General features: G+C 60.7%; 22 protein-coding genes. 15 read left to right on the forward strand and 7 right to left on the reverse strand.

The genetic code is table 11. The features are described from left to right. The first annotated feature begins 115 nt into the window (after positions 1 to 115). From acpP to BSF40_RS00870, 11 genes are all read left to right on the forward strand, one after another. Positions 116 to 352 (forward strand): acyl carrier protein, encoded by a 237-nt coding sequence (gene acpP / locus BSF40_RS00820; protein WP_003175607.1) that lies wholly within the window; start codon positions 116 to 118, stop codon positions 350 to 352. Positions 353 to 462: 110 nt separating this feature from the next. Beyond that, complete coding sequence (gene fabF, locus BSF40_RS00825; protein WP_095056620.1) at positions 463 to 1,707, forward strand: beta-ketoacyl-ACP synthase II; 1,245 nt, start codon at positions 463 to 465, stop codon at positions 1,705 to 1,707. After that, positions 1,707 to 2,522, forward strand: coding sequence for an aminodeoxychorismate lyase (pabC, locus tag BSF40_RS00830; RefSeq protein ID WP_095963757.1), 816 nt, complete (start codon positions 1,707 to 1,709; stop codon positions 2,520 to 2,522). The genes fabF and pabC overlap by 1 nt, the downstream gene beginning before the upstream one ends. 3 nt (positions 2,523 to 2,525) lie before the next feature. Further along, positions 2,526 to 3,758 (forward strand): endolytic transglycosylase MltG, encoded by a 1,233-nt coding sequence (gene mltG, locus BSF40_RS00835; protein WP_095963758.1) that lies wholly within the window; start codon positions 2,526 to 2,528, stop codon positions 3,756 to 3,758. 19 nt (positions 3,759 to 3,777) lie between these two features. Beyond that, on the forward strand, positions 3,778 to 4,410 hold the full coding sequence (gene tmk, locus BSF40_RS00840) for a dTMP kinase (protein WP_015096378.1): 633 nt from the start codon (positions 3,778 to 3,780) through the stop codon (positions 4,408 to 4,410). Further along, positions 4,403 to 5,389: a DNA polymerase III subunit delta' gene (locus BSF40_RS00845; protein ID WP_095963759.1), complete on the forward strand. Its 987-nt coding sequence runs from the start codon at positions 4,403 to 4,405 to the stop codon at positions 5,387 to 5,389. Before tmk ends, BSF40_RS00845 begins: the two co-directional genes overlap by 8 nt. An 86-nt stretch (positions 5,390 to 5,475) precedes the next feature. Further along, on the forward strand, positions 5,476 to 6,261 hold the full coding sequence (locus tag BSF40_RS00850; RefSeq protein WP_095963760.1) for a TatD family hydrolase: 786 nt from the start codon (positions 5,476 to 5,478) through the stop codon (positions 6,259 to 6,261). Between the two features lie 342 nt (positions 6,262 to 6,603). Further along, a complete protein-coding gene (locus tag BSF40_RS00855) occupies positions 6,604 to 7,242 on the forward strand; it encodes a TetR/AcrR family transcriptional regulator (protein ID WP_007977040.1) in 639 nt (212 codons plus the stop codon). A 137-nt stretch (positions 7,243 to 7,379) separates the two neighbouring features. Next, positions 7,380 to 8,348 (forward strand): GTP 3',8-cyclase MoaA, encoded by a 969-nt coding sequence (locus BSF40_RS00860; RefSeq protein WP_095963761.1) that lies wholly within the window; start codon positions 7,380 to 7,382, stop codon positions 8,346 to 8,348. A 171-nt stretch (positions 8,349 to 8,519) separates the two neighbouring features. Continuing rightward, positions 8,520 to 9,128 carry a DUF4823 domain-containing protein gene (locus BSF40_RS00865; RefSeq protein WP_015096374.1) on the forward strand — a complete coding sequence of 203 codons (609 nt, stop codon included), beginning with the start codon at positions 8,520 to 8,522 and terminating at the stop codon, positions 9,126 to 9,128. Positions 9,129 to 9,144: 16 nt separating this feature from the next. Next, positions 9,145 to 9,705 (forward strand): DUF1285 domain-containing protein, encoded by a 561-nt coding sequence (locus tag BSF40_RS00870; RefSeq protein WP_015096373.1) that lies wholly within the window; start codon positions 9,145 to 9,147, stop codon positions 9,703 to 9,705. Between the two features lie 64 nt (positions 9,706 to 9,769). Here the strand turns inward: BSF40_RS00870 and BSF40_RS00875 are convergent, their stop codons facing one another. From BSF40_RS00875 to BSF40_RS00890, 4 genes are all read right to left on the reverse strand, one after another. Continuing rightward, positions 9,770 to 10,147, reverse strand: a complete 378-nt coding sequence (locus BSF40_RS00875) for a DUF2892 domain-containing protein (protein ID WP_015096372.1) — start codon at positions 10,145 to 10,147, stop codon at positions 9,770 to 9,772. Positions 10,148 to 10,227: 80 nt separating this feature from the next. Further along, positions 10,228 to 10,698, reverse strand: coding sequence for an RNA methyltransferase (locus BSF40_RS00880; protein WP_007993783.1), 471 nt, complete (start codon positions 10,696 to 10,698; stop codon positions 10,228 to 10,230). 192 nt (positions 10,699 to 10,890) lie between these two features. After that, the gene (locus BSF40_RS00885) at positions 10,891 to 11,262 is read right to left on the reverse strand and encodes a YajD family HNH nuclease (RefSeq protein WP_007944009.1); all 372 of its coding nucleotides are present in this window, start codon (positions 11,260 to 11,262) and stop codon (positions 10,891 to 10,893) included. Positions 11,263 to 11,312: 50 nt separating this feature from the next. After that, a complete protein-coding gene (locus BSF40_RS00890; protein WP_007972413.1) occupies positions 11,313 to 11,999 on the reverse strand; it encodes a spermidine synthase in 687 nt (228 codons plus the stop codon). Between the two features lie 95 nt (positions 12,000 to 12,094). On the opposite strand from BSF40_RS00890, the gene BSF40_RS00895 reads away from it, so the two are divergent. Continuing rightward, positions 12,095 to 12,385, forward strand: coding sequence for a hypothetical protein (locus BSF40_RS00895; protein WP_007972415.1), 291 nt, complete (start codon positions 12,095 to 12,097; stop codon positions 12,383 to 12,385). Here BSF40_RS00895 and BSF40_RS00900 read toward each other — a convergent pair. Both BSF40_RS00900 and BSF40_RS00910 read right to left on the reverse strand, forming a co-directional pair. Continuing rightward, positions 12,382 to 12,855, reverse strand: coding sequence for a cyclic nucleotide-binding domain-containing protein (locus BSF40_RS00900; protein ID WP_095963762.1), 474 nt, complete (start codon positions 12,853 to 12,855; stop codon positions 12,382 to 12,384). The genes BSF40_RS00895 and BSF40_RS00900 overlap by 4 nt on opposite strands. Before the next feature lie 207 nt (positions 12,856 to 13,062). Continuing rightward, positions 13,063 to 15,117, reverse strand: a complete 2,055-nt coding sequence (locus BSF40_RS00910; protein ID WP_095963764.1) for a S9 family peptidase — start codon at positions 15,115 to 15,117, stop codon at positions 13,063 to 13,065. Between the two features lie 215 nt (positions 15,118 to 15,332). Here BSF40_RS00910 and BSF40_RS00920 point away from each other — a divergent pair, with 215 nt between their 5' ends. The 3 genes from BSF40_RS00920 to BSF40_RS00930 are packed head-to-tail and all read left to right on the forward strand — an operon-like array spanning position 15,333 to position 17,193. Further along, on the forward strand, positions 15,333 to 15,830 hold the full coding sequence (locus BSF40_RS00920) for a hypothetical protein (RefSeq protein WP_007972419.1): 498 nt from the start codon (positions 15,333 to 15,335) through the stop codon (positions 15,828 to 15,830). Positions 15,831 to 15,862: 32 nt separating this feature from the next. Next, a complete protein-coding gene (locus tag BSF40_RS00925; protein WP_015096368.1) occupies positions 15,863 to 16,639 on the forward strand; it encodes a class II glutamine amidotransferase in 777 nt (258 codons plus the stop codon). An 11-nt stretch (positions 16,640 to 16,650) separates the two neighbouring features. Further along, a complete protein-coding gene (locus BSF40_RS00930; RefSeq protein WP_015096367.1) occupies positions 16,651 to 17,193 on the forward strand; it encodes a DUF2937 family protein in 543 nt (180 codons plus the stop codon). Positions 17,194 to 17,237: 44 nt separating this feature from the next. Here the strand turns inward: BSF40_RS00930 and BSF40_RS00935 are convergent, their stop codons facing one another. Continuing rightward, positions 17,238 to 19,349 carry a TonB-dependent receptor gene (locus BSF40_RS00935; RefSeq protein WP_095963765.1) on the reverse strand — a complete coding sequence of 704 codons (2,112 nt, stop codon included), beginning with the start codon at positions 19,347 to 19,349 and terminating at the stop codon, positions 17,238 to 17,240. Between the last annotated feature and the right edge of the window lie 2 nt (positions 19,350 to 19,351).

A 19,351-nucleotide genomic window follows, 5' to 3' on the forward strand; every position in this document is an offset into this window, starting at 1 on the left:
AGAGGGTCACCGGGTTCGAGGAGTGAAGCTTTCAGTTGAAAAGCTGAAAAGCCTTTCTATACACTTACCCACTGGCCAGCTGCCTGAATTTGTCCATTAGGAGTGAAAACAAGGTATGAGCACCATCGAAGAGCGCGTCAAGAAAATCGTTGCTGAGCAACTGGGCGTTAAAGAAGAAGAAGTGGTCAACACTGCTTCCTTCGTTGAAGACCTGGGTGCCGACTCCCTTGACACCGTTGAGCTGGTGATGGCTCTGGAAGAGGAATTCGAGACCGAAATCCCTGACGAAGAAGCCGAGAAGATCACTACTGTACAAGCTGCAATCGACTACGTTACCAGCCACCAGGCGTAATAGTTTGTAATCGTTGCTCGCTGTCATGGAAAAACCGCACTGCCATCATGGCGTGCGGTTTTTTCTTTAGGCCTGATGCAAAGTCGTCATTTGAAAAAAAGGAGAGTGCTGTGTCGCGTAGACGCGTCGTAGTCACCGGTATGGGTATGTTGTCGCCACTGGGCACGGATGTGCCGAGCAGCTGGCAGGGCATTCTGGCTGGCCGCAGTGGCATTGGTCTGATCGAACACGCCGACCTTTCTGCCTATTCCACCCGTTTTGGCGGCTCGGTAAAGGACTTCAATGTCGAGGAATACCTGTCGGTCAAGGAAGCCCGCAAGCTCGACCTGTTCATTCAATACGGTCTGGCCGCAGGTTTTCAGGCGGTGCGCAACGCCGGTCTGGAAGTCACCGACGCCAACCGCGAACGCATCGGCGTGGCCATGGGCTCGGGTATTGGCGGTCTGACCAATATCGAAGAAACCGCCCGCACGCTGCACGAGACCGGCCCACGACGGATTTCCCCGTTTTTCGTGCCAGGCTCGATCATCAATATGATTTCCGGTTTCCTGTCCATCCATCTGGGGGCACAGGGGCCTAACTACGCCATCGCCACGGCCTGTACCACCGGTACCCACTGCATTGGCATGGCAGCCCGCAACATCATGTACGACGAAGCCGACGTGATGATTGCCGGCGGCGCCGAGATGGCGGCCTGCGGTCTGGGCATGGGTGGCTTCGGTGCCTCGCGCGCGCTGTCGACCCGCAATGACGAGCCGACCCGCGCCAGCCGTCCATGGGACAAGGGCCGCGACGGCTTCGTGCTGTCCAATGGTGCCGGTGCGCTGGTTCTGGAAGAGCTGGAACATGCCAAGGCCCGTGGTGCGACCATCTACGCCGAACTCATTGGCTTCGGCACCAGCGGCGATGCCTACCATATGACTTCGCCACCTGCCGATGGCGCGGGTGCTGCCCGCTGCATCACCAATGCGCTGCGCGATGCGAAGATCAATGGCGATCAAGTGCAGTACATCAACGCCCACGGCACGTCGACTCCCGCAGGCGATCTTGCTGAAGTCAATGCGATCAAGTCGGTGTTCGGCGAGCATGCCTACAAGCTGGCCGTCAGTTCGACCAAATCCATGACCGGCCACCTGCTGGGTGCGGCGGGCGCGGTCGAGGCGATCTTCAGCGTGCTGGCCATCAACAGCCAGGTAGCGCCGCCGACCATCAACCTTGATGAGCCGGACGAAGGCTGCGACCTCGATTTCGTGCCGCACACCGCGCGCAACATGGATATCGATGTGGTCGTGTCCAACTCCTTCGGTTTTGGCGGCACCAACGGCTCGCTGGTGTTCCGCCGGTTCGCAGGCTGATGGACTGCTGGGTCGACGGTCAGCCGGCTGACGCTTTGTCGCTGAAGGATCGCGGCCTGGCTTATGGCGATGGTCTGTTCGAGACCATCGCTGTGCGCAACGGGAAGCCGGTGTTGCTGGAGCGGCATCTGTCGCGTCTGGCGGATGGCTGCTCGCGTCTGGCGCTTGCTGCCGATCAGGAATTGATCCGCAGCGAACTGCTGGCCTACGCAGCGCTACTGGGTGGCGGGGTGCTCAAGCTCATTCTCACCCGCGGCGACGGTCTGCGCGGTTACGCGCCCGATCCTTCGGCCCAGGCTCGACGCATTCTGCAAGGCAATCCACCTGCGGCTTATGCTGCCGCGCATGGCGAGCAGGGTGTTCGACTGTTTCCTTGCGCCACCCGATTGTCCAGGCAGCCATTACTGGCCGGCCTCAAGCACCTGAATCGACTTGAACAAGTCCTCGCCCGTGCCGAATGGCAGGACACCGAGCATGCCGAAGGCTTGATGCTCGATCAGGCCGGGCGCGTGATCGAAGGCGTGTTCAGCAATTTGTTCCTGGTGCGTGACGGTGTGCTCATCACGGCTGACCTCAAGCGCTGCGGCGTGGCCGGCGTGATGCGTGCCGAACTATTGTTTCAGGCCGGGTCGCTGGGAATTCCCACGCAAATCACCGATATCCCCCTCGAACAGCTGCAATGGGCTGACGAAGTCTTTGTCTGCAACAGCGTGTATGGTATCTGGCCGGTACGTGCCTATGCTGCTCTTCACTGGCCGGTTGGGCCGCTCACCCGTAAACTCCAAACCATTGCCCGTGTGCTACTGGATGCTTGATACGTGAGACGTAAACTCTTGCTGCTGCTGGAAACCGGAGTGGTTCTGGCAGGGCTGCTGATGGGTGCTTCAGCCTGGAAAATTCATTCGGCGCTGGTACAGCCGCTGAACATTGCCCAGGAACAATTGCTGGATGTGCCCAAGGGCACCACGCCGACCCGCACCTTCTACCGACTCGAAGCCAATGGTGTCATCAAGGACGCCTTCTGGCTGCGCGTGTATTGGCGCTTCAATCTCGGCAAACAACCCCTGCACAGCGGTGAGTATCGCATGCAGCCGGGCATGACCGTCGAAGGCCTGATCGACCTGTGGAAGCGCGGGGAAATGGTTCAGTACAGCCTGACTCTGGTCGAAGGCTGGAATTTCCGCCAGGTTCGCGCAGCGCTGGCCAAGGAAGAGAAGCTTGATCATAGCCTCGACGGTTTGAGCGATAGCCAGGTCATGGACAAGCTGGGCCACACCGGGATTTTTCCGGAAGGGCGTTTCTTCCCTGACACCTATCGTTACGTGCGCGGCATGTCCGATATCGAACTGCTGAAAACCGCCTACGACCGCCTCGACGAAGTGCTCGCCAAGGAATGGCAGCAGCGCTCTTCCGATGTGCCGTACACCGAACCCTACCAGGCGCTGATCATGGCTTCGTTGGTGGAAAAGGAAACCGGCGTGCCGCAGGAGCGTGGGCAGATTGCCGGCGTGTTTGTGCGACGCATGGCGATGGGCATGCTGCTGCAGACCGACCCGACGGTGATCTATGGCCTCGGCGACCGCTACAGCGGTAAGCTGACCCGGGCTCACCTCAAGGAGTCGACGCCCTATAACACCTACATGAATGCGGGCTTGCCGCCGACGCCGATTTCCATGGTCGGTCGCGAAGCCATCCATGCGGCGCTCAATCCGGTGGAGGGCAACAGCCTCTACTTCGTGGCGCGTGGTGATGGCACTCACGTGTTCTCCGACGACCTGGATGCCCACAACAATGCCGTGAAGGAGTTCCAGCTCAAGCGTCGCGCCGATTACCGCTCCAGCCCGGCGCCCACTGCCACGCCAGAGACAGCGCCGATCCAGACTGAGCAAAACGGTACGCAGGAGGCCAAGGCTTCGCAGGAGCAGGCACCGATCCCGGCTGCTTCACCGAACACGGCTCTCGAGGCGCTGCCGCCAGTGCTGGCGCAAGATCCTGCGCCAGCTCCTGAAGCACCGGAACCCGATGCCAACGCACCGAAAAGCCCGCAATGACTCTGACTAAGGACTGCCTGTGACTGGCTTGTTTATTACTCTGGAAGGCCCGGAAGGCGCCGGCAAGAGCACCAATCGAGAATACCTGGCCGAGCGCTTGCGCGCCGCCGGCATCGAGGTGGTGCTGACCCGCGAGCCGGGGGGCACGCCGTTGGCCGAGCGTATCCGTGAGGTGTTGTTGGCTCCCGTCGACGAAGTCATGAACCCGGATACCGAGTTGCTGTTGGTGTTCGCGGCGCGTGCCCAGCACCTGGCAGAAGTGATTCGCCCGGCGCTGGCCCGCGGTGCCGTGGTCCTGTGTGATCGTTTTACCGATTCGACTTACGCCTACCAGGGCGGCGGCCGTGGCTTGTCGCTTGAGCGCATCGCGGCTCTGGAAACCTTCGTTCAAGGCGATCTGCGCCCGGACCTGACACTGATTTTCGATCTGCCTGTCGAGGTGGGTCTGGCCCGCGCCAGCGCACGTGGCCGCCTGGATCGCTTCGAACTCGAAGGCCGGACTTTTTTCGATGCCGTACGCCATGCGTTCCTCAAGCGGGCCAAGGCGGATCCGGCGCGTTATGTGCTGGTCGATGCGGCCCAACCCTTGGCACAGGTTCAGCAATCGCTGGATGCCTTGTTGCCGCGCCTGCTGGAGTTGAGCCGTGGCTGAGGCCTATCCGTGGCAGGAAAACCTCTGGCAGCACCTGGCGGGGCGCGCGCAGCACGCGCACGCCTACCTGCTGCATGGCCCGGCCGGGATCGGCAAGCGGGCACTGGCCGAGCGCCTGATGGCCAGCTTGCTGTGCCAGCGCCCGACGGCGCTGGAGGCCTGCGGCGAATGCAAGTCCTGTCTGCTGCTCAAGGCTGGCAGCCACCCGGATAACTACATCCTTGAACCGGAAGAAGCCGACAAGGCGATCAAGGTCGATCAGGTTCGCGATCTGGTCGGTTTCGTGGTGCAGACCGCGCAGTTGGGTGGACGCAAAGTGGTGTTGATCGAGCCGGTCGAGTCGATGAACATCAACGCCGCCAACGCCTTGCTCAAGAGCCTTGAAGAACCGTCCGGCGATACGGTTTTATTGCTGGTGAGCCATCAGCCGAGCCGCTTGCTGCCCACCATCAAGAGTCGCTGTGTGCAGCAGGCCTGTCCGCTGCCGGGCGAGGCCATGAGCTTGAAGTGGCTGGCCCAGGCATTGCCGGAATGTTCCGAAGAGGAGCGCGTCGAGTTGCTGACGCTGGCCGCCGGTTCGCCACTGGCGGCGGTCAATCTCCAGGCCCAGGGCGTGCGTGAGCAGCGCATGCAAGTCGTGGAAGGGGTGAAGAAACTCCTCAAGCAACAGCAGTCACCGACGCAACTGGCCGAAGAATGGAAAAACATTCCGATGTTGCGCCTGTTCGATTGGTTCTGCGACTGGTCGAGCCTGATCCTGCGCTATCAGTTGACCCAGGACGAAGCCGGCCTCGGCCTGACCGACATGCGCAAGGTCGTGCAATACCTGGCGCAGAAAAGCGCCCAGGGCAAAGTCCTCGATATCCAGGACTGGATCCTCGCCCAGCGACAGAAAGTCTTGAGCAAGGCCAACCTCAATCCGGCCTTGCTGCTGGAGGCCTTGCTGGTGCAATGGGCGTCGTTGCCTGCCCAAAGATGACTGCCTGCGCCTAGACTCTGAGTATCAGTATCCGAGTATCAGTACCCCGGACCGTCCCATCCATTCGATGTAAGTTGCAGCCCTTTATGCTCGTAGACTCCCATTGTCACCTCGATCGCCTCGACCTGGCCGCCCACGACAGCTCCCTGGATGCTGCCCTGGATGCCGCCCGGCAGCGCGGGGTAGGGCACTTTCTGTGTATCGGTGTCAGCGCGGACAACGCGGCCGACGTCAAAGCCCTGGCCGAACGTTATGACGACGTCGACTGCTCGGTGGGCGTGCACCCTCTGGATGTACAGCCCGGTGCCGCGCCGGCGCTGGACTGGCTGTTGCAGGAACTCAATCACCCGCGTGTGGTCGCCATCGGCGAAACCGGCCTCGATTACCATTACGAGCCGGAGGCAGCGCAGTTGCAGCAGGAATCCTTTCGCCTGCACCTGCAAGCGGCGCAGCAGACCGGCAAACCGGTGATCATCCACACCCGCGGGGCCCGCACCGATACCCTGGACTTGCTGCGCGAAGCGGCATTGCCCCAGGCGGGCGTATTGCACTGCTTTACCGAAGACTGGGACATGGCGAAGGCTGCGCTGGACATGGGCTATTACATTTCCTTGTCCGGGATTGTCACTTTTCGCAATGCCGATGCGTTGCGCGATGTGGCCAGCAAAGTGCCGGCCGACCGCTTGCTGGTGGAGACCGATTCGCCCTACCTGGCGCCGATTCCCCATCGCGGCAAGCCAAACCTGCCGCAGTACGTGCGTGAAGTAGCGGAATTTCTGGCAATGTTGCGCGGTGAACCCTACGAGCGGTTTGCCGAGCAGACCACGGCCAATTTCAAGCGGCTGTTCCCGCTGGCACACGTAAAAGGTTAAATCGCAGGCAAAAAAAACCCGGGTTCTGGGGGGTGAATCCGGGTTAAGACCATTAGGAGTAAAACAATGGCACGCGGTCCGTTGGTACCAATATCGGCGTGACACTTGGGGGAGATGCCCCGCCGACAGTTCAAGTATTGATCAGGATTGCGCCTAGTCCAGTTTGCTGGTCAGGGTTTTTAAACAAATTTGGAATACGTGCGCTTCGGAAGAGTTCTCATCAACCGGCAATCGTGCGCGGAATGACCGGAAAGCGCAGATATGGTCGGATGATCCGTGCATTTTTGCGTAAGTTAGGCATAATACGCGGCTTCGAATTTTGACCCCGACAGACCTTTTCTTATGCATAAAGAACCTCGTAAGGTCCGTGAGTTTCGTCGCCGCGAGCAGGAAATTCTCGATACCGCGCTAAAGCTGTTCCTCGAACAAGGTGAAGACAGTGTCACCGTCGAGATGATTGCTGATGCCGTCGGTATCGGCAAAGGCACGATCTACAAGCATTTCAAATCCAAGGCGGAAATCTATCTGCGCCTGATGCTCGACTACGAGCGCGATTTGAATGCACTGCTGCATTCGGCCGATGTCGACAAGGACAAGGAAGCCCTGTCCCGGGCCTACTTCGAATTCCGCATGCGCGATCCACAACGCTATCGCCTGTTCGACCGCCTCGAAGAGAAAGTGGTCAAGGGCAACCAGGTGCCGGAGATGATCGAGGAGCTGCACAAGATCCGTGCCTCGAACTTCGAACGCCTGACCCTGCTGATCAAGGGCCGGATCAGCGAAGGCAAGCTGGAAGACGTGCCACCTTACTTCCACTACTGCGCGTCCTGGGCGCTGGTGCACGGTGCCGTCGCGCTGTATCACTCGCCGTTCTGGAGCAATGTGCTGGAAGATCAGGAAGGTTTCTTCCAGTTCCTGATGGACATCGGCGTGCGCATGGGCAACAAACGCAAGCGCGATACCGACACTTCCGGTAGCTGAGCCATTCAGTTGCCTTATTGCGCCATGATTTCGCTACTTGGCGCAGTACCGCAGGAATATACTCAGGTAGAGGACTTGCTAAAACTTGATTTCTGAGTCAAGTTTTAGTGGCCCGATATTCTTCCGCCGGAGTGACCATGATCGTTGACCGTCAAGGCAGGCGTTTTCGCAACTTGCGAATCAGTCTGACCTCTGCCTGCAATTACGCCTGTACCTACTGCGTGCCCAACGGCAAGCGGCTGGTGGCTGCGCAGGATGAATTGTCGGCCGAAGCGATGGCACGCGGCGTGGCTTATCTGATTGAAGCGGCAGGGATCGAGCGTCTGCGTATTACCGGTGGCGAGCCGCTGGTCAGTCCGAAACTCGAAGCCTTCATGACGGCGGTCGGGCAGATGGGCCTGGAAGACATCAGCCTGACCACCAATGGCCAGCTGCTGGCGAAGAAACTGCCGCTGCTGGTGGGCGCCGGCATTCGGCGCCTCAACGTTTCCCTCGACACGCTCGACGCCAGTGCGTTCCGCGGCATTGCCCGGGGTGGCGACCTGGCCACCGTGCTAAACGGCATGAGCGAGGCCAGTGCGGCCGGCATGAAGATCAAGGTCAACATGGTGCCGCTGCGCGGGCAGAACCTTGATCAAGTGATGCCGCTGCTCGACTACTGCCTGGAGCGCGGTTATGAACTGCGCTTCATCGAGCTGATGCGCATGGGCCACCTGGCCAACGACTCCAATGCGTTTTTGCAGCAGTTCGTCAGCCTCCAGCAATTGCTGAGCCTGATCGGCGAGCGCTATGAATATCTGCAGGCCGATGCCCCGGTCGATGCAACGGCGGTTCGTTATGAAATTCCCGGCCAGGGTTACTTCGGCGTGATCGCCAACGAAAGTGTGCCGTTCTGCCGGACCTGCTCGCGACTGCGCTTGTCTTCCACCGGGTGGCTGCACGGCTGCCTGTCGTCGAGCAATCGCCATTACATCGGCGACCTGCTGGACAAACCGCGTCACCAGGCGCTGCCGGCCTTGCAGAGACTCCTGGTGAAAGCCTTGGGGGACAAGCAGGAAGTGGCGTTCTCCGGCGGCGCGACCGTCATGAAGATCATCGGCGGCTGATCGGGCCTCATCGCGGGCAAGCCACGCTCCCACAAGGTTGTGCATAAACCCTGTGGGAGCGTGGCTTGCCCGCGATTGCGTTTGATCAGGCAACGATCAACTTGAGCTGGCGCAAAAGCTGCATCCTACGGCCATTCGCCGGTTTTCCGACACCGGCCTCTGGAGGATAGGATGCGTAGCCTGGTTTTGCTGCTGGCCGTTTTGGCACTTGGTGGCTGCATGAACGTCAGCGATATGGCCGAAGGGACTCGTTACCATATGAGCGATGCGGGGTTGCTCGATCACAGTGACAGCCGCCGCGTAAACAACCTGCGCATTCAACCGGATTCGTTCGTCTACATTGCCCAGGGCGCTTTCATGCCGCCGGGCAGCGCTGTTTATCCACGGCCCAACGTGATTGCCGAAGTCGCGTTCGATGGCTTCGTCGAATACTTCCCGATGGTACGCCGTGCCCGCACGCCGGAAGGCCTCGACCAGGCCATGGGCGAAGCCCGTGCCGCCGGTGCGCACTATCTGCTCTACACCCGATTTGCCAAGTCGGACGACCGTATCGGCAACTCGGACGAATGGCTGGATCAGGAAGCCCTGGATCGCCTCGGGATCGACAGCGGTATGATTCAGATCATGTTGATCGAGACCAGCACCCAGTATTTGATTGATACTGCGACCATCAAGAGTCGTGGCGGTTTACTGACGTTCCACGATAAAAAACCCGAAGACCTGATGGGCCCGCCGCTGGAGCAATATGCGCGCGGCCTGCTGGGGCTCAGCGACCAGTAACTTCAAGGAGAACGCCATGAGTGGCCCGCAAAAAGCCAACGATTTGCTGGGGCAAATCCCCAAGACCAAAGGCTTGCCGCCGGTGCACCTGTGGAATCCCGATTTCTGCGGCGACATCGATATGCGCATCGCCCGGGACGGCACCTGGTATTACCTGGGCACGCCGATCGGGCGCAAGCCGATGGTCAAGCTGTTCTCCACCATCATTCGCCGCGACGGCGATGATTATTTTCTGATTACCCCGGTGGAAAAAGTCGGCATCAAAGTCGACGATGCGCCGTTCGTGGCGATTGCGGTGGACGTGGAAGGCGAGGGCGAGGCGCAGGTGCTGCGCTTTACCACCAACGTCGATGAAACCACCGAGGCCGGTGCCGGGCATCCGCTGCGCGTAGTGATCGATCCCGACACGCAGGAGCCAGCCCCTTACGTACACGTGCGCAGCAATCTTGAAGCCTTGATCCATCGCAATGTGTTCTATCAACTGGTAGAGCTGGCGGTGAGCCGAGAGATCGACGGCCAGCGTTGGTTAGGCGTGTGGAGTGGTGGAGAGTTTTTCCCCATCGGCCTCGAACCCTGACGCAAAACCCTGTGGGAGCGAGCCTGCTCGCGACAGGTCTATCAGCCTCACCGAACGATCCGGATCAAACCCCGGCTTTCGGCGACTTCAAGGAATCATTACCCGTCACGGTTGCAGTTTTGGTCGCCGCCTCGGCATTGGCCTTCAACTGGCTCAGTTCCTCACCGGCGCGCTGGATTTTCGCCCGCACGTTGTTCATGTCCTGACGGCTTTTCTCCAGCAGGCTTTTCGCCGAACTGTGGCCGGTAATGCCGCGCGCCAGGGCTACGCCGCCGATGGCCACCTGGATCAGGCCGAAGATCCCGCCACGACGCAGGCCCTTGCCCACCATCACCACGCCGCCGGCCAGGGAGCCGATGCGTTCCCAGCCCTGCACGTTCTGTTCGGAAGGGCTCTGGAAGGGGGTGGATTCGATACGCTCGACGCGTTTGAGTTCGCTCATGGTCTGTCTCCAGGCTTCAGTGATCGTTAGTCAAGCTGACCACCGGGGCGGGCAGCTCGTTCAATCGAATGTGCGGCGAATCAGCGGAATTTTGGTCCGGAGCGGGTATTGAGCCCCTTGGACATGCGGTCGTAGAGCACGACGTTGACCGTGGCGGCCAGGTTCATGCAACCGGTGGTCGGAATGTAGACCACGTCTTCGCACCAGTCGCGAATCTCCTTATCCAGCGAGCCGTCTTCCGGGCCGAAGATGTAGAGCGCGCGATCCGGGTGGGTGTATTCCGGCAGAGGGCGGGCACCCTCAACCAGTTCCACGGCGACGGGTACACAATTGAGCGGCAGGATTTTCTTCAGGTCATCGATGCCGATCAGCGGGATGTCGTAGTGCACGCGCTTGGTATCGGTGACGAAGTCGGCGGCGCGCTCATAGCGCTTGCCGGTGTAGAACACCGACGCCACGCCATAACAGCCAGCGGCGCGCATCACCGAACCGACGTTCTCCGGTGACTTGGGGTTATACAAACCAATGCAGCTGTACCGTTTGTCTGCCACGAGCGGGGTGCCTTTCGGGAAAAAAGCGCGATTATACGGGGATTGGGCGGCAGTGGTCAGTTCGGAGATTGGCGGTGTAGCTGAGGCCGCCTTCGCGAGCAAGCCCGCTCCCACATTTGATCTGCGTCGTACACAAAACCAATGTGGGAGCGGGCTTGCCCGCGAAGAGGCCAGCTCAGGCACTGAAGATTTTCAATCTTCTTTTTTCATCAGCCCCGCCAACGCCGCAAACGGGTTGTGCGTAGCCTTGGCGATTTTCGGCGTGCTCAGCGAGCCTTCGCCGAAATACTGCTGGTCGGTATAGCGCGAGTGTTCGTTATCGTGGCAGTACAGGCACAACAGCTCCCAGTTCGAGCCGTCCTGCGGGTTGTTGTCGTGGTTGTGGTCGCGGTGGTGCACGGTCAGTTCGCTCAGGCGCTTGCCAGAGAACTCACGGGCGCAGCGGCCACAGACGTGCGGGTACATCTTCAGGGCCTTGTCGCGGTAGCCCATTTCCTTGTCGCGCTGGTTGTCGGCGAGGATGCGATCCAGCTTGGAGGTGTTGGTCGGGGTGGACGAACTCATGGGTTCACCTTTGTAGAAAGACTGATGACGGTTATAGGGTGAAGTTTAGCCTAGCCCTTGAGCTTCTCGGCAATCCAGATGGTGTGGCGGGTGCCCTTGTTGCCGTGGGCGAAGACCTGCACTTCCTCGGCCTTGAAACCGGCTTTCTTCAGTTTGTCGGAAAATTGCCGATCGGCGCTGGCTGACCAGACCGCCAGCACGCCTTTGGGGCGCATGGCCCTGGCGCAGGCGTTCAGGCCGGCGGCGGAGTACAGCCAGCTGTTGGCCTTCTGGGTCAGGCCTTCGGGGCCGTTGTCGACATCGAGCATGATGGCATCGAAGCCCTGGGGTTCGGCTTGCAGGACCTTGGCCACGTCTTCCATGCGAATCACCGTGCGCGGGTCGAGCAGCGGGTTGCCGGCCTTTTCGCCCAGCGGCCCGCGGTTCCACTCAACCACACCGGGGACCAGTTCGGCGACCACCACTTCGGCGGTCTTGCCCAGGTGCTTGAGCGCCGAGGCAAGGGTGAATCCCATGCCCAGGCCGCCGATCAGCACCCGTGAATTCGGTCGGCCAGCGACTTTGCGGCAGGGGATCTCGGCCAGGGCATCTTCGGAGCCGTGCATGCGCGTGTTCATCAATTGTCCGCCGTCGCCACCCTGGATCTTGATGACGAAATCCTCGCCATATTCGAACAGGCACAGGGCACCGCCGTTTTCAGGAATGGGGGTGGTGTCCAGCAGTACGAAACGTTTCATGGGGCTCACTTGAAGAAAATTGGCAGAACTCGAGAGGGCAAACAGACGCAGTTGGGAGTAGCCTGTTCATGACGACAAGGCCAACGGAGCCATTGATGAAGCGCACCATTCTAACGGTCATTGCCCTGGCCGCGCTCTCGATAACTGCAGCGCAGGCCCAACAGTTGCAACCTATTCCCGTCAGCCCCGCGCCGATACCCGGTTCGCCCGGCACCGCCACACCCACGCCTTATCCGCAAATCAGCCCGGCGCCCTTGCCGAAAGTCGGCCCCGGCAGTAGCGGGCCGCCGTTGGTGCCGATTGAAATGCCCAGCCCGCCAACCAAGGACCAGCCCGTGCCGGGAATCGAACCGAACCCGCCGAAAGTCAAATCACCGGGTGGCTAAACCTGCTGCGAAAGCAATTGACCGTCGGCCATGCGCAGGCGTTTGGACAGGGAGACGGCGAGGGCACGGATGATCTTGGCGGCGATTTTCGGTGCATCGCTGAGCATCTTTTCCAGCGAATCCTTGCCCAGGTTGAGTAACTGGCAGTTGCTGGCGGCCACGCAACTGGCCGAGCGCCGTTCGCCGTCGAGCACGGCCATTTCCCCGAACGAGCGGCCGCTGCGCAACGTGGCGATGGTGAGTCGTTGCCCGTCAGCGGTGGTTTTCTGCACCGCCACCTGGCCGCTATGGATGATGCACATGAAGCTGCCGGCATCGCCCTCCTGGAAGATCTCCTCGCCCTGGGTAATGGTGCTGATACTGAAGTAGCCCGAGGCCGCGACGAAGTCCGCCGGCAACAGTTGATTGAACAGGCCACAATCCATCAGCCAGTCGCGAATTTCGTTGTTCAGAAAGGTTGATTCAGACATGTCGTCACGGTCTTTGTTGTGAGTGTTGCTGACTCGAATTTGAATTCACCGCAAATCCCCTGTGGGAGCGGGCTTGCTCGCGAAGGGGGCGCAACATTCAGCAGAGAGGTTGACTGACACACCGCCTTCGCGAGCAAGCCCGCTCCCACAGGTGTTGTATCGGCTACCAGTGTCCGCAATTAAGACCGGTTCATCGGCTCAGGTTCCTCAGGCTATACCCAACACCTTGAACAAAAATGCATATTCGAGAGCTACGTCACGCAATCCCTGATATCGACCGCTCATCCCGCCATGCCCGGCACCCAGTTCGGTCTTGAGCAGTAGCGGATTGCTGTCGGTCTTGGTCGCGCGCAGTTTCGCCACCCACTTGGCCGCTTCCCAGTACTGCACGCGGCTGTCGTTGTAACCGGCGATCACCAGGGTCGCCGGATAAGCTTGCGCGGTGACGTTTTCGTAAGGGGCGTAGGCCTTGATCCGATCATAAACGTCCGGCTCTTCAGGGTTGCCCCATTCGTCGTATTCCGTCACGGTCAATGGCAGATCAGGGTCGAGCATGGTGTTGAGGACGTCGACGAACGGCACTTCGGCGATGGCGGCGCCAAACAGCTGCGGCCGTTGATTGAGCACCGCGCCGATCAGCAAGCCGCCGGCGCTGCCGCCGCTGATTGCCAACTGCGGTGCAGTGGTGAAGCCTTGGGCGATCAGGTGTTCGGCGCAGGCGATAAAGTCGCTGAAGGTGTTGTGCTTGTGCTCCTGCTTGCCGGCGCGATACCAGGCTTCCCCCAGTTCGCCGCCGCCACGCACGTGGGCAATGGCAAACGCCATGCCGCGATCCAGCAGGCTCAGGCGCGCATGGGAAAACCATGGGTCGAGGCTTTCGCCGTAGGCGCCATAACCGTAGAGGTACAGCGGCACCGGTTTGCCGAGGTCTGTCCGTTTGATCACCAGGCTGATGGGCACTTGCGTGCCGTCCGGCGCAGTGGCCCACAGGCGCTGGCTGATGTAGGCGTCGGCGTCGAACGGGCCGAGCACCGGGGTTTGCTTGAGGATTTTCTGTTCGCCGGTCGCCAGCTCAAGCTGGCGGATTTGCGCCGGACGGTTCAACGCTTCGTAGCGCAGGCGAATCCGCTGGCTTTCGAACTCCAGGCTGTTTTGCACGTGCAGGCTGTAGGCCGCATCCGGCAGCTGCACGCGATAAGGCGCCAGGCCTTGTGGGTGTACTTCAATGACCGGCAGACCGCCAAGCCGCAGGCTGAGGGTCATGGCCCCGGTGTTCAGGCTGATGCCGTCGATCATCACCGTGTCGCTATGGGGGATCAGGTTCTTCCAGTCGGCTTCGGTGGGCACGGCGCCGGTATCGGCGGTCGTGTACAAGGCGAAATTGATGCCGTCGCGGTTGGTGCGGATGAACCAGGTCCATTGCCCGTCGAGTGCGCCGTGATCGACGTCGTACTCATGATCCTCGACCCGTGGCGCCATGCAGGTAAACGCCTGCTGGGGCCGGGAGGCATCGAGCACCCAGACTTCGCTGGTGGTCTTGCTGCCCACGGACAGCAGCAGTTGCTGCTCGGAGCTTGAACGGTAGCAATGCATGAAGAAGCGACCGTCCGGCTCATGGAACACTTCTTCGGCCGCCGTACCGTCCAGTCGATAGCGATACAGCTTGTGTGGGCGATGGGTGTCGTCCAGCTCGCCAAAGAACAGCGTCAGGCTGTCGTTGGCCCAGGTCATGCTGCCGTCACAGTCCTGGAATTCCAGCTCGCTGACGCGGCCGTCGGATAATTCCTTCACGAACAGCGTGTAAATCTCGTCGCCACTGGAGTCGATGCTGTAGGCCAGGCGCTGATGGTCCGGGCTGATGCTGAACGCACCCAGGGAAAAGAAGCCGCCGTTGGCCAGTTCGTTGGGGTCCAGCAGCAGTTGTTCGCGGCTTTCGTCGAGGGTCAGGCTGTCATCGGCCGGACGGGGGCAGCGGTAGTGCCGGGCATACTCATCGCCTGCGGTGGTGCGGGTGTAGTACAGATACGGTCCCCAGGGCGAGGGCAGGGACAGGTCGGTCTCGAGAATCCGCCCCTTGATCTCCTCGAACAGGGTCTCGCGCAGCCCGGCCTGGTCGGCGGTTTGCGCCTCCTGATAGCTGTTTTCGGCTGTCAGATAATCGAGCACTGCATCGGTGTCGCGCTCTTGCAGCCAGGCATACGGATCGGAGCCATCAGCCTTGTGGGCAATCGGAGCGTCGTGAATGTTGGCGGATAGGGGCATGAAGGACTCTCGAGCAGTGTACGAAATAGGGGCTTGGCAACCTGTGGGAGCGGGCTTGCTCGCGAAGGCGTTGGGTCAGTCAATATCATTGTTGAATGATAAGCCGCCTTCGCGAGCAAGCCCGCTCCCACATGGGCTGCACTCAACTGTCAGGCATTGATGCAGCCTGACGGGCGAAAAGCCGTTATCATAAGCGCCTCTTTGCCTGCCTTGCCATGGACACCATGACCGAGAACGACTATCTGATCGCTTGGGGCCTCTACGCCTTCGCCGCTTTGGGCTGCCTGTTGGTGTGGATGCGCTTGACCCGCTGGATGTGGCGTTGGCTGCGTGAGCCACTGCGGCTGGCGATGGTCGTGCTGCTGTTCAGCCCGACCATCATCGACCCGGTGAAGGACAAAGTCGCACCGGCCGTCGCCATTACCGCGCTCGACCTGCTGTTCAAGGTCGGCAACAACGCCTGGCGGGCCATTTCCGATCTGTTCATGTACGGCATGATCGCATTCGGCCTCTATCTGGTGCTGGTGGCGATCCGTTTCCCCATCGAACGCGCCGCCAACGCCCGCAAGGAGCGTGAGGCTGCCACCAAAGCTGCCGTCCGCGCCGAAGAGCCTGAGGATGATCAACCGTTTGGCGGTGCCGGCGATGATCGTTACGGTCGTCCGCCCGTGCCGAGCAATCCTCAGCGGATGCGAGTCGAACCCCGTCTGTAACCTTGCCCCTGCGATTGATCGAGAGTCCGAACATGTGTGAGTTATTGGGCATGAGCGCCAATGTCCCGACCGATATCGTGTTCAGCTTTACCGGGCTGATGCAACGCGGCGGCCGCACCGGCCCGCATCGCGATGGCTGGGGCATTGCCTTCTATGAAGGCCGTGGGCTGCGGCTGTTCCAGGACCCGGCGGCCAGTTGCGAGTCGGAAGTCGCCAACCTGGTGCAGCGCTATCCGATCAAGAGCGAAGTGGTGATCGGGCACATCCGCCAGGCCAACGTCGGCAAGGTCTGCCTGTCCAACACCCATCCGTTTGTCCGCGAGCTGTGGGGGCGCAACTGGTGTTTCGCCCATAACGGCCAGTTGGCGGATTTTCAGCCAACGGCCAGTTTCTACCGCCCCGTGGGCGATACCGACAGCGAAGCGGCGTTCTGCGATTTGCTCAACCGTGTGCGTGCGGCGTTCCCCGAACCGGTCGAGGTCGAAGCGTTGCTGCCGGACCTGGTCGCCGCTTGCGCCGAGTACCGCAGCAAAGGCGTGTTCAACTGCCTGCTCAGCGATGGCGACTGGCTGTTCTGCTATTGCTCGACCAAGCTGGCGCAGATCACCCGTCGCGCCCCCTTTGGCCCGGCGCGCCTGAAAGATGTCGACGTGATCGTCGACTTTCAGGCCGAAACCACCCCTGACGATGTGGTCACTGTCATCGCCACCGAACCTTTGACCGAAAACGAAACCTGGACCCGTTACGAACCGGGTCAATGGAGCCTGTGGCGACGCGGCGAATGCGTCAGCCAGGGCACGACCGAATAAGGACTCCTTGCATGTTGCTCAGTTATCTACGGCTGGTGTTGTTTGCGGCGGGCCTGCTGATCGGTGTCCAGGTGCCGGGGTTCATCAACGATTACGCCAAGCGGGTCGAAGCCCATCTGATCGAGGCGCAAGCCGGGTTGAGCGGCTTCCAGAACACCGCCAATCAGTTCTTCAAGGGTGACATGCAGGCGCTGGTCGCGCATTACCGCGCCAGCGAGGACCCGATCTTTCGCAGCGACGCCGACAGCCTGAGCAACCTGCTGACCCGTCAGGTGGCTCTGGACAAGCAATTCCAGGCGATGCAGGGCCCGTGGTACATCCGCTTCCTGCAAGTGGTGCTGGCCGCCGATCCGGACATTCGCAAGGAAACCTGGAACGGCTACAGCTACCAGATTCTGTTGACGCCCGAAGCGATGATCTGGGGCATGAGTGGTGCCTTGCTGCTGTCGTTCGGGATCGAGTGCCTGTTCCGGCTGATCGACTGGGTGGTGCTGGGCGGCAAGCGTCTGCGCCAGAGCCGGCCGATTGAAGAGCGGGATCTGCGCGGGTTGTAACACCGTCGAACGTCAGGGAGCCGGCAAGCCGGCTCCCTGCTTGGTTACCAATCAATCGAATAGGTCATGCTCAGGGTGCGGCCTTCGGCGTTGGGGTACGGCGCTCTGGCATTGGCCTGGGCGAACAGGTTGACGTACGTGCGGTCGGTCAGGTTGTACACCCCGCCTTCTAGGCGACCGACCGGCAGGTACACGGAGCCGAGCAGGTCCACCAGCGTATAGCCTTCGATGTCGCGTCCGTTGTTGTCCTTGGCGGCAGCGTCGTAGCTGGACAGGTGCATGCCTTGCAGGCGCAAGTTGTAGTCGTCTTCGGTGTAGCCGACGAACAGCGTGGTCTTGGCCGGTGAAATGCGTGTCGCCGGCAGATCGATCCATTTCCCGTTCTGTTGGGTCTCGCCTTTGGCCCAGGCATAGGTGCCACCCACCGACCAGTGATCGGTCGCGCGGTAGGTCAGGCTGTTTTCGATGCCGCGAACCCGCTCCTTCTGGTTGATCAGACGTAATACACGGCTATTGGCATCGTAGAACTGGGTCACGTCCGAGGTGTTTTCATAGACGGTCACGTCGGCCTGCCACTGGTCCCAGTCACCGCGCCAGCCCAGCTCGTAGCTGTCGACCTTGATGGCCTGGGCGTTGAGGCTCTGGATGTCGAAGGTGCTGCTCACGTCACGCAAGAAGCGCTGGATGTCCGGCAGCGAAAACCCCTGGCTGAAATTGGCGAAGACGTCCTGATGTTCACTCAGGTGATAGACCGCGCCCAGGTTATAGAGCGTGGCGTCGTATTTGAGGGTGTCACCGGGCAGGATGGCGCGTACGCCGGTCTGGACGATCTGACCGTAGGCGATGCTGTCGGAGACCTCGCTTTCGATCCATTCGCGGCGCACACCGCCACGCAAGGTCCAGTCACCGATGTCCCATGACATCTGCCCGAACAGCGCCTTGGTAGTGGTTTCGATATCCGGGCCCATCTCGTAAGTGGTGCCGGTCTTGGTGTAGTTCAGCCCTTTGAGGGTGTATTGGTCACCGCGTTGACGGGAGCGTTCGTGATCATAGTCGGCGCCCCAGACCAGGTTGCCCGTGGCGCTGCCGATGGCCGGCAACGGCGTGTCGATGGCCGCACGAAGGCCGTACACATCCTGCACGCTGTTGTTGTCGGCGATCCCGGCCTTGCCCCGCGACAGGTCCGGGAAGAACAGCGCGTCGGCCCGACGCCAGTAGCTTTCCAGTTGCAGGCCCTGGCCGTAGAAGTCGTTGTCGGTGAAGTTGAGATTGGCCGCCTGATTATGGGTGTAGGGCTGGTCGTCGAGTTTCAGCCCTTTGACCGCCACGGCCTCTTGCAGGTTTTTCGGGTCTTTTGTGTAGCCGGTGTCCTGCTGGTCCTTGTAGTCCTGCAGCGACAGGCTGAGTTTTTTATCGGCATCCAGTTCGTAACCGAAACGACCTTGCAGGTCATAGGTGTCGGTGTCCATGTTGCTGCCCTGGGAGGTGTCCTGAGGGATGCGATTGCCGTTGCCGTCGTACTGGTCGTTGCGCTGGGTCAGGTCGGCGGACAGGTACCAGTCCAGAGCATCCTTGCGCCCGGTCGCACTCTGAAAGGCCTCGTAGGCGAAACCCTTGCTGTTGAGGTTGTTGCCGGTGGTCAGGCCCAGTTTGCTGCTGTAGGCAAGGTCCTGACCCTGGTTGCGCTTGGTGATGATGTTGATGATGCCGCCCGAAGCACCGGCGCCATAAATGCTGCTGGCGCCGGACACCACCTCAATGCGTTCGATGCTGGCCGGCGCAATGCTGTTGAGTTGGCGGAAGTTGTCGCGCGTGGCGTTCTGCGATACGCCGTCGATCAACACCAGCATGTTGCGCCCGCGCAGGGTCTGGCCGAAGTTGCTCATCCCGCCGCTGGACGGCGCCAGGCCGGGAACCAGTTGCCCCAGAATGTCGGAGACCCGACGCCCGGCGCCACTCTGTTGGCGGATCTGCTGTTCGTCGATCACCTGGACCGAGCCTGGGATCGAGGCAATGGTCGCTTCGCTACGCGTCGCGGAAACGACGGTGGCTTGCATGGTCAACGTGCCGGGTTGCTGTTCGGTGTCCTCGGCCCAGGTCTGGGCGCTGACGGAGCCAAGCAGCGGAATCAGCAAGGAAAGTTTGGTTCGGGTCATGA

The sequence above is a fragment of the Pseudomonas sp. ACN5 genome (assembly GCF_002303975.1).
GTDB classification, from domain to species: domain Bacteria; phylum Pseudomonadota; class Gammaproteobacteria; order Pseudomonadales; family Pseudomonadaceae; genus Aquipseudomonas; species Aquipseudomonas laurylsulfatiphila.

Coding starts and splice junctions, on each gene's coding strand:
- acpP (WP_003175607.1), top strand. CDS start 116: ATGAGCACCATCGAAGAGCGCGTCAAGAAAATCGTTGCTGAGCAACTG.
- pabC (WP_095963757.1), top strand. CDS start 1,707: ATGGACTGCTGGGTCGACGGTCAGCCGGCTGACGCTTTGTCGCTGAAG.
- BSF40_RS00850 (WP_095963760.1), top strand. CDS start 5,476: ATGCTCGTAGACTCCCATTGTCACCTCGATCGCCTCGACCTGGCCGCC.
- BSF40_RS00855 (WP_007977040.1), top strand. CDS start 6,604: ATGCATAAAGAACCTCGTAAGGTCCGTGAGTTTCGTCGCCGCGAGCAG.
- BSF40_RS00860 (WP_095963761.1), top strand. CDS start 7,380: ATGATCGTTGACCGTCAAGGCAGGCGTTTTCGCAACTTGCGAATCAGT.
- BSF40_RS00865 (WP_015096374.1), top strand. CDS start 8,520: ATGCGTAGCCTGGTTTTGCTGCTGGCCGTTTTGGCACTTGGTGGCTGC.
- BSF40_RS00870 (WP_015096373.1), top strand. CDS start 9,145: ATGAGTGGCCCGCAAAAAGCCAACGATTTGCTGGGGCAAATCCCCAAG.
- BSF40_RS00875 (WP_015096372.1), bottom strand. CDS start 10,147: ATGAGCGAACTCAAACGCGTCGAGCGTATCGAATCCACCCCCTTCCAG.
- BSF40_RS00885 (WP_007944009.1), bottom strand. CDS start 11,262: ATGAGTTCGTCCACCCCGACCAACACCTCCAAGCTGGATCGCATCCTC.
- BSF40_RS00890 (WP_007972413.1), bottom strand. CDS start 11,999: ATGAAACGTTTCGTACTGCTGGACACCACCCCCATTCCTGAAAACGGC.
- BSF40_RS00895 (WP_007972415.1), top strand. CDS start 12,095: ATGAAGCGCACCATTCTAACGGTCATTGCCCTGGCCGCGCTCTCGATA.
- BSF40_RS00900 (WP_095963762.1), bottom strand. CDS start 12,855: ATGTCTGAATCAACCTTTCTGAACAACGAAATTCGCGACTGGCTGATG.
- BSF40_RS00910 (WP_095963764.1), bottom strand. CDS start 15,117: ATGCCCCTATCCGCCAACATTCACGACGCTCCGATTGCCCACAAGGCT.
- BSF40_RS00920 (WP_007972419.1), top strand. CDS start 15,333: ATGGACACCATGACCGAGAACGACTATCTGATCGCTTGGGGCCTCTAC.
- BSF40_RS00925 (WP_015096368.1), top strand. CDS start 15,863: ATGTGTGAGTTATTGGGCATGAGCGCCAATGTCCCGACCGATATCGTG.
- BSF40_RS00930 (WP_015096367.1), top strand. CDS start 16,651: ATGTTGCTCAGTTATCTACGGCTGGTGTTGTTTGCGGCGGGCCTGCTG.
- BSF40_RS00935 (WP_095963765.1), bottom strand. CDS start 19,349: ATGACCCGAACCAAACTTTCCTTGCTGATTCCGCTGCTTGGCTCCGTC.